Origin of the sequence: Anaeromicropila herbilytica, assembly GCF_016591975.1 — a bacterium.
Classification (GTDB): Bacteria; Bacillota; Clostridia; order Lachnospirales; family Lachnospiraceae; genus Anaeromicropila; species Anaeromicropila herbilytica.
Window position 1 is genome coordinate 177,231 of sequence record NZ_AP024169.1, and the last position, 16,307, is coordinate 193,537.

Here is a 16,307-nt window from a genome sequence, read left to right on the forward strand (position 1 = left end):
ACGTAAACTTAACGTAAGAGTTTTTTATATTACTAGATTGAAGTATCTAACTATAGTAAAATAATAATGTATTTTTATGCATTCAAAGTAAATATATAATTCTCAATGGTATGTGAATATACGCGATATCCTTTGCGTTGCATTAATTTAATAATAGGATTATCTTGTGAAGTGCACTCACACATTATGATCTCAGCAGGATACTTTTGCGTATCAAGGGACTCAAGAATATGATAATCAAAACCTTCCACATCAATATCTATTATGTTTGGATAGGTAGCATAATTTTCGCTGATAATTCGATTGATATTTCGTATAGGTATAATTTCTTCTGTATATGGTTCGGTTTGCATTAGATAACTAGCGTGCTCTTTATCAAAAGTATTAAGGCCAGGAGTTCTAGGAAAGTTATAGTATGTTAATGTACTATCCTGATTGGAAGCTCCAATTTTGAGTAAGGTATCATTTGAACGATATTCCTCAATCAGACTATGAAATGTGGGATTCGGTTCAACTAGAACACCGTGATATCCTAACTCATGAAGGATAAAAGTATTATTACGCATAATTGGATGACATACACCGATATCAAGATATTGAATGTCTTCCATACCTAGTCGCAAGGCTAATTCAAGTAAAAAGATATCATCAGCATTTTTCCCATTCCATATAGGTAGGGTCCGACTGCCTTTTTTGACATCTAGTAGATTATAGATAATCGTATCAGCGTTAACTCCTAATTCATTAAGTTTATCAATAATCTCTTTTTCATAAATTGTATAAATGACGATAAGTATTTTCCCTTGAAGCTCAAGTAATTTCTCTGCTGGATAGATATTCAAGCCCTGATATTTCTCATCTATTCTATTTTTTCTACCATCAACAATGAATTCCATAGGATAGTAGTCCTTTCTATAGTTTCTTTCCAGTAATGTTCCGGTTCCCCAACCTATGATGAAATCATATTTCGATTGGATATCAGATATAATTGTTCTTGATATATATTTCATTTCATTTCTCCTCACTGTTTTAGTTATACTATTAAGCACACTTATTCGCTTTGTATTTGTTCAGTAGTATCAAAAAAAGCATATTTTAATGCTTTTCTCGATACTACTGAACTCCAAAATATTCAATAACATATAAAACATTTTGACTCATAATATTTTAAAGAATGGTAATAATAGTAGATATATCTTAAATAATATATCGTCATACCTGAGATAAAACTTTATTAATAATTTTAATTATGAGCTAAAATATAAATGTTATTTAAAAGTTCTATTTAGATAATATAGAAGAAATAAGTAAGTTTTTGAATGTACTTAGTGGTACAATAGTAAGATAGCCCCATTATTTAGGTTAGAAGAAAAATCTAAATAATGAGGCTATCTTTGTTTAAGAAAATCATATCTAAGTGTATTTTACCTAATAGTTAATGGCCTTCTCTACTTAAAATTATTTCGTCTGAAATACCTCATGAATCGTAGGCATTAACTCACTAATCTTAATATGTTGAGGACATTCTTTCTCACATGCTTTACATTTGCGACAGGCATCTGCTTTTGTCTCAATCTCAGTATAGAGTTCAGAAGCTTTCTCCATATTAACAGAAGCAGTTGTATTATAAGCTTCAAATGTCTTTGGAATGTCAAGTCCGAAAGGACATGGCATACAGTAAGCACATTTGGTACAAGGTACTAGGGCCATCGTATCAAATACAACTTTTGCATGTTCAAGCATTTTAATGTCATTTGGTGTTAACATACCAATGGAAGAACGATCTGCATAAGATAGATTGTCCATTGTCTGAGTCATATCGCTCATACCACTTAATAAGAGACTTACTTCTTCCATATTCCATAAGTAATCAAGAGACCATTCTACAGGAGTCTTGTCCTTTGATAATACATCTTGAACACCCTTTGGAGGAATAGCTAGTTTACCACCTAATAATGGTTCCATAATGATTACACCAAGTCCTTTTTCAGCAGCATTTCTAAAGCCTTTTAGACCTGCTTGATAGTCCGTATTAATGTAATTCAATTGAATCTGACAGAAATCCCATTTATCATATCCATTTAAGATTGTCTCGAAAGCTTCGTATTCATCATGGAAAGAGAAGCCGATATAACGGATCTTACCGTCTGCTTTTGCCTGTTCCATTCTAGAAAGTAGATCATATTTTAATACAGTATCATTCCAACGATCTAAACTAAGCGCATGAAGTAGGTAGAAATCAATATATTCTACATCAAGTTTTTCAAGTTGTTCGTCTAATAATCGATCAAAATCTTCTGGTTTTTTGATTGCCCATACAGGAGATTTGGTTGCTAGATAAGTTTGGTCACGGTAACCGTCTTTTAGAGCTTTTCCAACAAGGATCTCACTCTTTCCGCCATGATAAGGATATGCAGTGTCAACATAATTAACCCCGTTATCAATTGCAAGACGAATCATCTTAATTGCTTCCTCTTCGTTGATTTCGTTACCATTTGCTGTTTGTAGGATAGGAAGTCTCATTGCGCCGAATCCAAGTGCAGATATCTCTAAGCCTGTATTACCGAATTTTCTGTATCTCATTGGGTACTCCTTTCAAAAGTAAGCGTAATTAATAATAATCCTATTATAACAGAAAAAGGTAGGTATTAAAAGTGATCAGATATTGTAAAGAGTAAGGATGAATTCAGCAAAAAGAACATTACAAATGATTTACTAATATATGCTAGCGTGCTAAAATAAGTTAAATTAGCAGGCTTAATAAAAGTATATCAAATAAGCGTTTGTATTGGGAATCGATTGGTTGTATTAATAAAAAAGTATGTAATATCAAAGTACGTTTTACAAATATATTGAGGTGATAGAAATGAATACTTTTAAAGTTGGAGATGTTATAAGAAAAACAAGGCTAGGATTAAAGATTACTCAAGAGCAGCTCTCAGATGGAATATGTTCGGTCGGTTCATTGTCAAAAATAGAGAATAATTTGCAGGTGCCAACAAAAGCAAATTTCGATGCATTAATGCAAAGAATGGGAAAGACAGGAGACATTTATTATTCCTTTGTTAGTGAGAGGGACTTTGATATTCAGGAAATGAAGCATAGAATTACGCTCTTTATGTCAGTTAGACAGTATGAGGAAGCGAGAAAAATACTGATGGAATTCGAAAAACTAGTTGATAAAAAAGAGGTATTAAATATTCAATTTATCTTATATATAAAGGCAATTATCGATAAGAACAACGGTGAGAGTCTGGAACATGTCTTAGATCTATTTCTTCAAGCAATTAAAATAACAATTCCCAATTTTAATGTGAATAGACTTAGCAACTATTTATTGACGGATGAAGATATAATGATAATTAATAACATTGCGTTAGCGTATTATAATTTAGATAATAAAGAAGAGGCAATTAAATTAATGTATGAATTAATTGATTACATAGAAGATAGATACATAGATACCAAGAGTAAAGTGGAAAAGTTACCACTTATACTATACAATTTATCAAAATGGCTTGGATTAGAGAAAAGATATGAAGAGGCAATTGATATATGCAATAAAGGGGTCGAGGTATGTAACAAACATGGAAAGCTAAGATGCTATGGTGAAATTATATATAATAAAGGATATAATTTATACGAATTAGATAGAAGAGAAGAAAGTATTGACTGTATAAAACAAGCATACTATATATTCCTTGCTCAACAGAATACAGAGTATGCTTCCAATGTAGTAGCATTTGCAAAAGAGAATCTTAACTTAAATCTAGAACTATAATTAATTGGTAATTTCAATATCAGGTAGAGGATAATGAAGTTCAATAGGATGAGTAGTGGAGTTAGGTGCTATAGATGCTGTATTACTTAGAGTTAAGGTTGGTATTGCTAATAATCCTAATGTAAGAGCTGAAAGAATAACCTTTTTAACTTGTTTTTTCATAAAAACATCTCCTTTTCTATTAGTAAAAACATTTTTATATTACCATATAACTTTTTAAAAGACCATGAAGTCTCAGGAAAATTTATTGTAATTAATTAAAATTTTCCTGAGACCTCATGGTCTTTTGAGAATATATACTTTATAATATGAATATAACTTGATGATGGTTGTGCTTTAAACACTAGGGAATAGGACTATTATATTGGAAGGGAGCAATAATGAGTGATGTATTCAATTTCTGTTTTAGGGAAGAAGGCAGAGAAACTAGAAGATATTGCAATCATTAGTGCTAGGAGTATTAGACTATTATTTAAAGTATGGAGTGCATCTTGTTTATAGATAGTATATTCTAATTTACAAAAGAGAAGATTGTAAGAACGCTCCTTTTTAATTTAAATCATCTCTATAAAATAGGCATCGATACTCGATGCCTATTTTTCTAACGCTCTATTAATAAAAAATTTGATTCTAAAAGATTATTTTCTTAAACATATCTTATTTCTTTGACCACTTCACTAGATTATCCCATTCATCCTTAACGCCATTACCAGGCCAGTTGCCAATTACAATTAAGAAGCCAAAGGCTACAACTGCAAGGATTGATTTTGTCATCTTTTTCATGCTAATAATCTCCCTTCTTCCGAAACATTATAAAATAAAAACACTCATTATATGGATAATTATAGCATAATGAGAGAACTTTTCATATATCCTTTCTCTCTTCTGCTTTATAATAATATGGTATTAACCTTCGCAGTTTCAAAACCTATATTATACTTGAAAAATTCAGTCAATACAGTATATTAATTGCCATGATTGAAACTTTTACATCGCCCGGACTTTGACTCATTTGTGAAGTTACTTATGTTAAATCACTTTGAATTAGATATAAAAAGTTCACTGTTTGACGAACAAAGTGAGGAGTTTGAACTTTTTATATCTGTTTTTTCAAAGTTATTAAACATTAGTAACTTCCAAATGAGTCAATGGAACGTAAGATGTAAAAGTTTCAATCATGGTAATTTCGATAACCTAACTCTGAATTTATCAAGTATTCACTAATCTTATGAACTGCGAAATTCAATTACGACACTTTTTCTATAAATCCTTGCATTTTATAGAAAATATACTTAAACTCTGCTAAAATGTTTCATAGAATCATACCAACTAGAAAGAATGTTCATACTTAGATTAGAATAGACAAGGCCATAATAGGCAGTTAGGAGTTATAGATGAAATCATTAGTAATAGCAGAAAAACCCTCCGTGGCAAGAGATATTGCCAAGGTATTAAAATGTTCCAAGAAGATAAATGGAGCAATTGAAGGAGAACGCTACATTGTAACTTGGGGATTGGGGCACTTAGTAACATTAGCGGATCCAGAGAGCTACGATGATAAATATAAGGAATGGAAGATGGAGCACCTTCCAATGTTACCACAGAGATTTGAGCTAGTGGTAATTAAGCAGACCAGTAAGCAATACCAAGGAGTAAAAGCTCAGATTCAGAGAAATGATGTATCAGAGATAATTATAGCAACTGACGCAGGACGTGAAGGGGAACTAGTGGCACGTTGGATCTTAGAAAAGGCGAAGAATCGCAAACCAGTTAAGCGTCTATGGATCTCATCGGTTACAGACAAGGCAATCAGAGAAGGATTTGCACATTTAAAAGATGGTAGAGAATATGAGAATTTATATCAGGCAGCAGTAGCAAGAGCAGAGTCGGATTGGATTGTAGGAATGAATGCTACAAGAGCTCTTACCTGTAAATATAACGCAAGCTTATCCTGTGGTCGTGTTCAGACACCAACCTTAGCCATGATTGCAAAGAGAGAGGAAGAGATTAAGAGCTTTAAGCCAGTTCCTTACTATTCCCTAATTGGTAGAGTGAATGGAATAACCCTTCAGTTAAGAAATAAGAAAACAAAAGCTTATACTACATTTGATAAAGCAGAGATAGAATCTACATTAAAGATTGTAACAGGTAAGAACGGAGTAATCACAGAATTAAAGACTACATTGAAAAAGTCTTATTCTAAGGGATTATACGACTTAACAGAGCTTCAAAGGGATGCGAATCAAAAGTATAACTTCTCAGCAAAAGAGACGTTAAATATCATGCAAAGGTTATACGAGAATCATAAAGTACTTACTTATCCTAGAACAGATTCAAGATATCTTACCACAGATATTGTGGGTACCTTGAAAGAACGTTTAGAATCAATTAGCGTAGGTCCGTATAAGAAGTTTACTGCGAAGATAGTAAATAAGCCGATTATAGCAAACTCTTCTTTCGTGGATAACAGTAAGGTAAGTGATCATCACGCAATTATACCAACCGAACAGTATGTGAACCTTGATAACATGAGTAATGACGAGAGAAAGATCTATGATCTGGTAGTGAAGAGATTCTTAGCAGTTCTTTACCCACCATGTGAGTATGAACAAGTAACGGTTACCGCCCAGGTGGAATCAGAAGAATTCATAGCTAGTGGAAAGATCATTAAATCGTTTGGATATAAGGAAATCTACGACAATCAAAAGGAAGAAGAGTACGATGATAATGGCTCCATGGGAAATGGCTATCACCATGGAGCATCAGAAGAACAAGGAAACCAGTTACAAGATCAAAGACTCCCAGAGATTAAGAAAGATGAACTGTTAAAAGACATTGCATTCACGATCAAAGAAGGTAAGACAAAGCCACCAGCTCCATTTAACGAGGCAACTCTTCTGTCTGCAATGGAGAATCCAGTTAATTTCTTAGAACAAAGAGATAAAGAACTCGTAAAGACCTTAGGAGAAACAGGTGGTTTAGGTACTGTTGCAACGAGAGCAGATATTATAGAAAAATTATTTGGAAGCTTTTTAATGGAGAAAAGGGGCAGAGATATCTTTATTACTTCCAAAGGTAAGCAACTCTTGGAGTTAGTTCCAGAAGAACTGAAAAAGCCTGAGTTAACCGCACAGTTAGAGATGAAGCTATCAAAGATAGCAAAAGGTAGCCTAGGGAAGGGACAGTTAATGAAGGAAATGGAATCCTATACGAAAGAGCTCGTAGAAGAGATCAAAGTAGGAACAGGAACGTTCCGTCATGATAACCTAACAAATACGAAATGTCCTGACTGTGGAAAGAGAATGTTGCTTGTAAATGGTAAGAATAGCAAGATGCTAGTATGCCAAGACCGTGAATGTGGGCATAGAGAAACCATTGCCAGAACTAGTAATGCAAGATGCCCAGTCTGCCATAAGAAGATGGAACTAAGAGGGAAAGGTGATGCCCAGATCTTTGTGTGTGCCTGCGGTCGTAAAGAGAAACTAACTGTATTTCAAGAAAGACGTAAAAAAGAAGGTGCAGGAGTTACGAAAAAAGACGTTCAAAAATTTATGAATCAGCAGAAAAAAGAGGCAAATGAACCAATTAATAATGCCTTTGCACAAGCTTTTGCTAAGATAAATCTAGAGGATAAGTAAAAGTGATTCAAGAAAGAAATAGGCTAGTATAACTTATATTGTAATAAGACTGAATGAATATGTAAAATATTGGATTGACATATACTGGTCTTTGCTTTAATATGTAATATGTATGATAGTGTATCATATATTACAACGTAAACAAAACAAATTTAATCCGAAAGGAGAGGTGTAGTTATGACAGTTAAGAATATGGTGATTTTAGATTAAACTGCATATTGGCAGGTGAATAGAAGCCTCTATGGCTCTTTTCCTTGCAGTAAAGAAACCTTTCGTGATTATGATATAAAATGGGATAATGAGAACAAGTATCCCATTCATTTTAAAAAATGAACACGTCTTAAGGCGTGTTTTTTTTGTGCGCAAAAATATAGTCATATTACTATTGAAAGGAATTCTCTACAAGCTATTTGGTGAAAAAACAATAAAAGAATGAACGGAAGCCTTTACTTAATACCGAAGGTAGGAACAAGGAAGAAACAAGTAAGGAACAAAGAAACAACAAATAAGAAACAACAAATTAGAAAGGCAACATCAAAATGAATAAACAGATTATTAAGAGAATAGAACCAAAGGAGAGTGTTTCAATGAATATAGAACATGCAATAGAAAAGGAAGCGGAGATAACAGACTTATCTCAATACGGATTTACCACCTTTTTCGAGAAACAGATAACAGAGGAAGATAAGAATAAGAATCTAATTCCAGCTAGGGTAATTGAGATTCACCGTGAAGTATTTAAAGTAGTATCCAGTTATGGACAGTCAACAGCTAGATTAAAAGGAGCCAATTTCTATGCAGAAAATACGTCAGTAGAGTATCCTGCGATAGGAGATTTCGTCATGATTCAGAAGAATCAAGGTGGCGAAGATATTATTTATCGATTACTTGATAGGAAATCTTTCTTTTCTAGAGCCAACCCCACGCTTGGAATGGGAGAGCAAGTCGTGGCAACGAACTTTGATTACGTTTTCTTAATGGAATCGCTTAATTTTGACTTTAATCTAGCTAAGTTAGAGAGATATTTGACGGTAGCTTGGGAAAGCGGTGGAAGTCCTGTAGTAATACTAACGAAGGCAGATCTATGCGAGGAAGTAGAAGACTATGTGGAGCAGGTGGAAAGTATAGCACCTGGAGTTGATATATTTCCAATTAGCTCAGTGACGGGAGAAGGGTTAGAAGAAGTACTAGATTATATTAAGCCAGGAAAGACTGTTGTCTTCTTAGGTTCCTCTGGAATTGGTAAGTCTTCGTTAGTCAATGCCTTAGCAGGTGAAGAGGTTATGGAGACAAATGAGATTAGAGAAATTGACAGTAGAGGAAGGCATACAACTACCCATAGACAATTGATCCTATTACCAAATAATCGCATCATTATTGATACACCGGGAATGAGAACATTGGGAATCTGGAATGCAAATGATGGAGTATCAGAAACTTTTTCGGATGTAGAAGATATTACAAGAATGTGTAAGTTCTCTAATTGTAATCATGATAGTGAGCCCGGATGTGCAGTAAAGGAAGCACTGGAGAATGGAAATCTAACCATGAAGCGATGGAAGAGTTATCTGAAATTAAAAAGAGAAGCAAGATTTATGGAGCGAAAAGCAAGGATGTCAAAGCAAACAATGAAGATAAAGAAGAAAGGAAAATAAATATATGGAGAGTCAAGAATCGAAAAATATTGATAAAAGAGATGTACTAAAAGGAAATGTATTTTCTTATAAACTATGCAAGAACAAAAAAATTATTGTATATTGGCATCAAAAAGAAGTGAAAATGCTAAATGCAAAAGAAGGTATCAAGTTCCTAGAGAAAATTAGCATTGCAGATGATTTTGAAAAACAATTAATCATGGCAAAGATCACGGGTAATTTCAAGCATGGAAACGAAAAAAAATAAGAAATTAGAACAAAATTAAGAAAAATTTGATTTGGGTTTATAAATGTGGACACATTCTTGTGATAGACGATTAACAATCATTAGATGTGTCCAATGAAGTACTAAAACAAGTCACTGATACATATAATCATATATTTATATCACAGATGGGTGGTGATAATCTTGAGTAATTTGACGAAAGAGGAAAAGTAATGCAAAGTAACGTATTTACGTTAGTAGGTCCTATATACCAGGTATGAATTAAAGCAATGAGCCTGGAAAAGGTAAAATAGATTTTAATAAAGTATATTTTAATTAAATATATTATTATGCTCTTATCATAAGTATATTTTATGTGATGTCAGCATTTTTATCATATATATTGTAGAGGACATTATGGAGACACTTCATAAACCCAATTTAATAGCAGTAGATGTATATTATAACGAGACTATTACGGATCAATTGTTGGACCGAAGGTTATTATTAATAATTTATCTTTAACTTTGATTTGTGTTTTTGGAGCAATCCAGTATTTGTTTCATAGAATATCAGTATAAGACATAGCGTACCAAGTCTTTTACTTTAAAATTATAGGCCCTATTAATGGAGTTACTAAGGAAAATACACTAAAGAAGAAGCGGGGAGTAGCGAAGACCGCCTAGATTCACTCTTATATTAAGTACTTTCCGAGAGGATAGCCATGCTCTAACTACTTCTAATATGGATACAAGAACCGCAATCCAGCTACGAGACATAATGAGAAAATTGATAGATGAAAAAACTTGCTTTATTATTGCACATCGATTATCGGCTATTCAGAGTGCCGATAACCTAAATACTTTTATCCAAAAACGAGGATTAGTTTAAGGAGGTTAGATTATGCAAGCATATAGTAAGGATGAATTGAAAAGAAGCATAGAGGATTATGTAAAGGTATTGTATCGTAAAGGAGTATCTGAAGCATCGAAGAAACAAATCTTTCAAGCGGTGGCTTATTCCGTAAAAGATCTAATCATTGAACAATGGATGGAGACGCATAGAGTATACGAAGAGGAAGACGTAAAAACCGTATACTATCTATCGATGGAGTTTTTAATGGGTAGGGCTTTAGGAAATAATATAATTAACTTAAAAACGAATAAAGTAGTGGAAGAGACGTTAAGAGAATTAGGACTAAAGCTTGAAGATGTTGAAGAAGAAGAGCCTGATCCAGCACTAGGTAATGGAGGGCTTGGAAGACTTGCCGCTTGTTTTTTGGAATCACTATCTACCTTAGGTTATCCAGTAATCGGTTGCGGAATTCGATATAAATATGGAATGTTCGAGCAAAAGATCGAAAATGGATATCAGATGGAAGTACCAGATGATTGGTTAAGGGATGGTAATCCATTTGAAATGAAGCAAGAAGAAGCAGCAGTTATTGTGAAATTCGGCGGTTATGTAAGAATGACCAAGGATGAGAATGGAAGGGAAAAGTATATTCAAGAGAATTATTCACCAGTAAGAGCAGTTCCATATGATCTCCCTATTGTAGGGTATAGTAATCATGTCGTAAACTCTTTGAGAATCTGGGATGCAGAGGCAATTGATCACTTTAATCTGGATTCCTTCGATAAAGGAGATTATCTAAAAGCAGTCGAACAGCAGAACCTTGCAAGGTCCATCTGTGAAGTACTTTATCCAAACGATAATCATTATGCAGGAAAAGAGCTACGGTTAAAACAACAATATTTCTTTGTATCTGCAAGTGTCCAAAGAGCGGTACTAAAATATATGGAAAAGCATGAGGATATCAGGCAACTTCCTGAAAAGGTAATCTTTCAACTTAATGATACGCATCCATCAGTGACAGTCGCAGAACTTATGAGAATTCTATTAGATGATTATGATTTATCATGGGATGAAGCATGGGAGGTTACAACCAAAACCTGCGCTTATACCAACCATACCATAATGTCAGAAGCACTCGAAAAATGGCCAATTGATTTGTTTGCAAAATTACTTCCAAGAATTTATCAGATTGTTGAAGAAATTAATCGTAGATTTATGAACCTGATTCATGAAAAGTATCATTGTAATTTTAAAAAAGTTGAGAAGATGGCAATCATCTATAATGGACAGATCAGGATGGCTAATCTCGCAATCGTAGGAAGTTTTTCAGTAAATGGTGTTGCTAAGCTTCATACTGAGATTCTTAAGAATCAACAGCTAAAAGATTTTTATGAGCTAACGCCAGAGAAATTCAATAATAAAACCAATGGAATTACGCAAAGAAGATTCCTACTTCATGGTAATCCGTTGCTAGCCAATTGGGTGACGAGTAAGATTGGTAGTGAGTGGATTACCCATCTAGAACATATGAAAAAGCTAGAGACTTATGCGCTTGATCCAATCTGCCAAAAGGAGTTCATGGATATTAAGTATCAGAATAAGGTGCGTCTAGCAGAATATATAAAACAACATAATAAAATAGAAGTAGATCCAAACTCTATCTTTGACGTACAGGTAAAGAGACTCCATGAATATAAAAGGCAATTGTTAAACATAATGCATGTTATGTATCTATATGAGGAGCTTAAGAAGAATCCAAGGATGGATATTGTTCCAAGAACTTTTATCTTTGGAGCCAAAGCAAGCGCAGGATACCGAAGAGCGAAAGCGATTATCAAATTGATAAACAGCGTTGGAGAAGTGGTAAATAATGATAAAACAATTGGCGGAAAGATAAAAGTTGTATTTATTGAGAATTACCGAGTATCAAATGCAGAGATGATATTTGCAGCAGCAGATGTATCCGAACAGATATCGACAGCAAGCAAAGAAGCATCTGGAACAGGTAACATGAAGTTTATGCTTAATGGTGCAATTACTCTTGGAACAATGGATGGTGCCAATGTGGAGATTGTAGAAGAAGTTGGATTAGAAAATGCTTTTATCTTCGGCTTATCCTCAGACGAAGTCATTAAGTACGAACTAGAAGGTGGCTACAATCCAAAAGATATTTATAATCAAGACCTTGGAATCCGAACAATTATGACGCATATGATCGATGGATATTATGCTCCAGTGAATCTAGATCTTTTCCGAGAAGTTCATAACTCCTTGCTGGATAACTTTGGTGGGGAAAGAGCTGATCAGTTTTTTATCTTAAAGGATTTTAGAAGTTATGTAGAGGCACAGCAAAAAGTAGAGATGGCATATAGGAACCCAGAATGGTGGGCAAAAGCAGCCATACTGAACGTTGCAAATAGTGGTAAGTTTAGTTCCGATCGAACCATCGAGGAATATGTAGAAGATATTTGGAAACTGGAAAAAGTGACAGTGGAATTGTAGTGAGATAAAAATGTAGTATCGCGAGTTAGATTGCTTACTACATAGAATAAAAAAATATATTATGGTTAAGAACCCAGTCAAATTTGACTGGGTTCTTAAATATAAAAGCAAATTTGAGCGAATAATGTGAATAATAAAAATTTTTTAGCACATAATAAGAAATATTTGTTAAAATAAGATAAGGATTATGCAATACTGTACAGACAGATAAATATAATGAACTGTATTGGAAGACTTGGATTATGCAGGAGGTAATACATGAATATATTAGATGCTAATATGTCATTATATGAGATAGAAAATTGTCTCGAAAAACAATGTTTTCATTCTTATCATGATTTTCGAATTATTGGCGATCTCGATTTATCAATGGATGACCTTGAGTGTTTATCCTATAAAGTAAAGGGATTAAGAAGATTTGCTGTTGATCTATCTACTTATGAAACATATAAACTATCATTACTAACTGCTTGTGTATTTAAGATAAAGAAAGAGCAAGAGATTATGGGAAATATATATTTCTTAAGAAAAGTGTATAATAATCTGCCTCAGCATCACACTAGATTTGTTATGGAATTATTAAAGGACACTCTTATAGAGTATGGGATTGCTACTTTTAATATTGATACCAAGCATTTTAATGGATTATTTGGGGTATTAATAAATCATGCTGGAATACCCGAACATTTGCATGGTAATCTATATGACCTGTTGGATGAAACGTTACAGTATAATGAGGTGGGTTTACTAGAATCTAAGTTTCGAAAAGAGTTTGTACCACATCTTAATTGGTGGACTCAGTATATTGAAGAACAGAAAATGTGGGAACTTTTTATAGATTGTAGAAATCTCTTAATTGATTGTAAGAGTAATGAATTTGCCAAGGAGGAATTACTTAAGAAATATCATTGGGTTTCCAAAAATTTAATTCAAAATTGTGTAAAATGGTGTAATGAATGTGAATACTTAAGCCAAGAGCAGAGAAAAATACTTGTTTAAAGGTCAAAAATATATTTTTTGGAGGGGATTCTATGAAAGTTCTAAATAAAGACGAATTAAGACACAGTATTGAAGAGTATTTAAAAATTTTATATCGAAAAGAAGTATCCGAGGCGTCTAGAATGCAGATCTATCAGGCATTATCTTACTCCATTAAAGACGTCATAATTGATCAATGGATGTCAACTCATAGAGCATTTGAAGAGAAAGACGTGAAAACAGTATATTATTTGTCTATGGAATTTCTACTAGGACGAGCATTAGGAAATAACATCATCTCTTTAAAATTGGATAAAGTAGTTAATACTGTTTTAGAGGAAATTGGGATAAAGTTAGAAGACATTGAAGAGGAAGAGCCAGATCCAGCACTAGGAAACGGAGGACTAGGAAGATTAGCGGCCTGTTTTTTGGATTCACTATCTACATTAGGATATGCTGCAGTTGGGTGTGGAATTCGTTATAAATACGGCATGTTTAAGCAAGTAATCGAAAATGGATTCCAGATTGAGGTACCAGATGATTGGTTAAAGAATGGTTATCCATTTGAAATGAAACAAGATGACCTATCGGTAATTGTAAAATTTGGAGGATATGTTCGAATTACGAAAGATGAATTAGGTAGAGAGAAATATATTCAGGAGAATTATTCCTCTGTTAGGGCAGTACCATATGATCTTCCAATTGTTGGGTATGGTAATCATATTGTAAATACCTTAAGAATCTGGGATGCTGAAGCAACGAATCATTTCAACCTAGACTCTTTTGACAAAGGAGATTATCAAAAAGCAGTAGAGGATCAGAACCTTGCAAGATCGATTTGTGAAGTATTATATCCTAATGACAGCCATTATGCTGGTAAAGAACTGAGATTAAAGCAACAGTATTTTTTTGTATCAGCGAGTATTCAAAGGGCTGTTCTTAAATATATGGAGAAGCATGAAGACATTCACAAACTTCCTGAAAAAGTTGTATTTCAAATGAATGATACCCATCCATCAGTTACGGTGGCAGAATTAATGAGAATTCTCCTAGATGATTATAATCTTTCATGGGAAGAAGCTTGGGAGATTACAACGCATTCTTGTGCCTATACGAATCATACAATTATGTCAGAAGCCCTTGAAAAGTGGCCTATTGATTTGTTTTCAAAATTATTGCCTAGAATCTATCAACTAATAGAAGAGATTAATCGGCGTTTTCTTATGAATATAAAAGTTCAATATAATGGAGATCCTAATAAGATTGAAAAAATGGCTATTATATATAATGGGCATATTCGAATGGCTAATCTGGCAATTGTGGGAAGTTTCTCGGTCAATGGTGTTGCAGAACTTCACACAGATATTCTTAAGAAGCAGCAATTGAGAGATTTTTATGAAATGACACCAGACAAATTTAACAATAAGACGAATGGAATAACGCAAAGGAGATTCTTGCTACATGGAAACCCACTACTTTCTTCTTTTGTAACGAGTAGGATTGGAGACAAATGGATAACTAATCTACAACATATGAAGAATCTTGAAGAGTTTGCTAAAGATCCAAAAAGTCAAAGAGAATTCATGGAGATTAAATACCAGAATAAAGTTCGACTTGCAGAATATATTAAACTTCATAATGGACCTGAGATTGATCCAAATTCTATCTTTGATGTACAAGTGAAGCGCCTACATGAATATAAGAGACAATTGCTAAATATTATGCACGTGATGTATTTATATGAAGAATTAAAGAAGAATCCTAATATGGATATAGTTCCACGAACCTTTATTTTTGGTGCTAAAGCTAGTGCAGGGTATCATAGGGCAAAGGCAATTATCAAGTTAATTAATAGTGTTGGTGATGTAATCAATAATGATAAATCAATTAATAACAAGATTAAGGTGGTATTTATTGAGAATTATCGTGTGTCGAATGCAGAGATGATATTTGCTGCAGCAGATGTATCAGAACAAATATCTACTGCAAGTAAAGAAGCGTCTGGTACAGGTAACATGAAATTTATGCTAAACGGAGCATTAACGCTTGGAACACTAGATGGAGCAAATGTAGAGATTGCAGAAGAAGTTGGAGTTGAAAACACATTTATCTTTGGGTTGACAGCCGATGAGGTTATTCATTATGAGTTGCATGGAGGCTATAATCCAAGGGAGATCTATGATCATGATATGGGAGTTCAATCCATTATGAAGCATATGATTGAGGGATATTATGATCCAATCAATCATGATGCATTTCAAGATATCTATAATTCGTTACTCGATAGTTATCAATTAGATAGAGCAGATCAATATTTTATCTTAAAAGACTTTAGAAGTTATGTAGAAGCTCAAAGAAAAGTGCAAGAAGCATATAAAGATAAATCATGGTGGGCAAAAACAGCCATCTTAAATGTAGCTAATTGCGGTAAATTTAGTTCGGATAGAACCATTGAAGAATATGTAAAGGATATTTGGAAGCTAGAGAAAGTAACACTCTAGGATATATAATATGAGTTGCCCGACAATTAACCAGTTTGGTAGGTAGTCGGGCAATTTTCCTGTCTGCTTAACAGGAGGAATCATAGCTTAATTGTCCTCTCTTTTTTACATTCTCTATTGAATTATGAAGATAAGATCATTAGAATGTTTAATATATAGAATGATAGAAAACTACAATAATATAAATGGAAC

11 protein-coding genes are annotated in these 16,307 nt (G+C 33.5%); 7 read left to right on the forward strand and 4 right to left on the reverse strand.

Annotated elements, in window-relative coordinates:
* Positions 1–74: 74 nt before the first annotated feature.
* Both bsdtb5_RS00725 and bsdtb5_RS00730 read right to left on the reverse strand, forming a co-directional pair.
* On the reverse strand, positions 75–1,010 hold the full coding sequence (locus bsdtb5_RS00725) for an FkbM family methyltransferase (protein ID WP_271714147.1): 936 nt from the start codon (positions 1,008–1,010) through the stop codon (positions 75–77).
* Between the two features lie 448 nt (positions 1,011–1,458).
* Positions 1,459–2,583: an aldo/keto reductase gene (locus bsdtb5_RS00730; RefSeq protein ID WP_271714148.1), complete on the reverse strand. Its 1,125-nt coding sequence runs from the start codon at positions 2,581–2,583 to the stop codon at positions 1,459–1,461.
* Positions 2,584–2,866: 283 nt separating this feature from the next.
* Here bsdtb5_RS00730 and bsdtb5_RS00735 point away from each other — a divergent pair, with 283 nt between their 5' ends.
* Positions 2,867–3,781, forward strand: coding sequence for a helix-turn-helix domain-containing protein (locus bsdtb5_RS00735; RefSeq protein WP_271714149.1), 915 nt, complete (start codon positions 2,867–2,869; stop codon positions 3,779–3,781).
* On the opposite strand, the gene bsdtb5_RS00740 is transcribed toward bsdtb5_RS00735, so the two are convergent.
* Entirely contained in the window at positions 3,782–3,943 is a 162-nt protein-coding gene (locus tag bsdtb5_RS00740) for a hypothetical protein (protein WP_271714150.1), read from the reverse strand.
* A 495-nt stretch (positions 3,944–4,438) separates the two neighbouring features.
* The gene (locus tag bsdtb5_RS00745) at positions 4,439–4,564 is read right to left on the reverse strand and encodes a hypothetical protein (protein WP_271714151.1); all 126 of its coding nucleotides are present in this window, start codon (positions 4,562–4,564) and stop codon (positions 4,439–4,441) included.
* Between the two features lie 611 nt (positions 4,565–5,175).
* Between bsdtb5_RS00745 and bsdtb5_RS00750 the strand changes: the two genes are divergently transcribed.
* The 6 genes from bsdtb5_RS00750 (at position 5,176) to bsdtb5_RS00775 (ending at position 16,115) form a co-directional block, all read left to right on the forward strand.
* A complete protein-coding gene (locus tag bsdtb5_RS00750) occupies positions 5,176–7,419 on the forward strand; it encodes a DNA topoisomerase III (RefSeq protein WP_271714152.1) in 2,244 nt (747 codons plus the stop codon).
* A 587-nt stretch (positions 7,420–8,006) separates the two neighbouring features.
* A complete protein-coding gene (gene rsgA, locus bsdtb5_RS00755) occupies positions 8,007–9,074 on the forward strand; it encodes a ribosome small subunit-dependent GTPase A (RefSeq protein ID WP_271714153.1) in 1,068 nt (355 codons plus the stop codon).
* A gap of 4 nt (positions 9,075–9,078) precedes the next feature.
* Positions 9,079–9,321 carry a hypothetical protein gene (locus bsdtb5_RS00760; RefSeq protein ID WP_271714154.1) on the forward strand — a complete coding sequence of 81 codons (243 nt, stop codon included), beginning with the start codon at positions 9,079–9,081 and terminating at the stop codon, positions 9,319–9,321.
* A gap of 861 nt (positions 9,322–10,182) precedes the next feature.
* Positions 10,183–12,636 carry a glycogen/starch/alpha-glucan phosphorylase gene (locus bsdtb5_RS00765; RefSeq protein ID WP_330611871.1) on the forward strand — a complete coding sequence of 818 codons (2,454 nt, stop codon included), beginning with the start codon at positions 10,183–10,185 and terminating at the stop codon, positions 12,634–12,636.
* A 258-nt stretch (positions 12,637–12,894) separates the two neighbouring features.
* A complete protein-coding gene (locus bsdtb5_RS00770) occupies positions 12,895–13,635 on the forward strand; it encodes a hypothetical protein (protein WP_271714155.1) in 741 nt (246 codons plus the stop codon).
* Positions 13,636–13,667: 32 nt separating this feature from the next.
* Positions 13,668–16,115, forward strand: coding sequence for a glycogen/starch/alpha-glucan phosphorylase (locus bsdtb5_RS00775; RefSeq protein WP_271714156.1), 2,448 nt, complete (start codon positions 13,668–13,670; stop codon positions 16,113–16,115).
* Positions 16,116–16,307 lie beyond the last annotated feature (192 nt).

What these genes read in the sequence shown, in the direction of transcription:
- rsgA (WP_271714153.1), top strand. Translation starts at nt 8,007, where the DNA reads ATGAATATAGAACATGCAATAGAAAAGGAAGCGGAGATAACAGACTTA.
- bsdtb5_RS00750 (WP_271714152.1), top strand. Translation starts at nt 5,176, where the DNA reads ATGAAATCATTAGTAATAGCAGAAAAACCCTCCGTGGCAAGAGATATT.
- bsdtb5_RS00725 (WP_271714147.1), bottom strand. Translation starts at nt 1,010, where the DNA reads ATGAAATATATATCAAGAACAATTATATCTGATATCCAATCGAAATAT.
- bsdtb5_RS00760 (WP_271714154.1), top strand. Translation starts at nt 9,079, where the DNA reads ATGGAGAGTCAAGAATCGAAAAATATTGATAAAAGAGATGTACTAAAA.
- bsdtb5_RS00730 (WP_271714148.1), bottom strand. Translation starts at nt 2,583, where the DNA reads ATGAGATACAGAAAATTCGGTAATACAGGCTTAGAGATATCTGCACTT.
- bsdtb5_RS00765 (WP_330611871.1), top strand. Translation starts at nt 10,183, where the DNA reads ATGCAAGCATATAGTAAGGATGAATTGAAAAGAAGCATAGAGGATTAT.
- bsdtb5_RS00745 (WP_271714151.1), bottom strand. Translation starts at nt 4,564, where the DNA reads ATGAAAAAGATGACAAAATCAATCCTTGCAGTTGTAGCCTTTGGCTTC.
- bsdtb5_RS00770 (WP_271714155.1), top strand. Translation starts at nt 12,895, where the DNA reads ATGAATATATTAGATGCTAATATGTCATTATATGAGATAGAAAATTGT.
- bsdtb5_RS00740 (WP_271714150.1), bottom strand. Translation starts at nt 3,943, where the DNA reads ATGAAAAAACAAGTTAAAAAGGTTATTCTTTCAGCTCTTACATTAGGA.
- bsdtb5_RS00775 (WP_271714156.1), top strand. Translation starts at nt 13,668, where the DNA reads ATGAAAGTTCTAAATAAAGACGAATTAAGACACAGTATTGAAGAGTAT.
- bsdtb5_RS00735 (WP_271714149.1), top strand. Translation starts at nt 2,867, where the DNA reads ATGAATACTTTTAAAGTTGGAGATGTTATAAGAAAAACAAGGCTAGGA.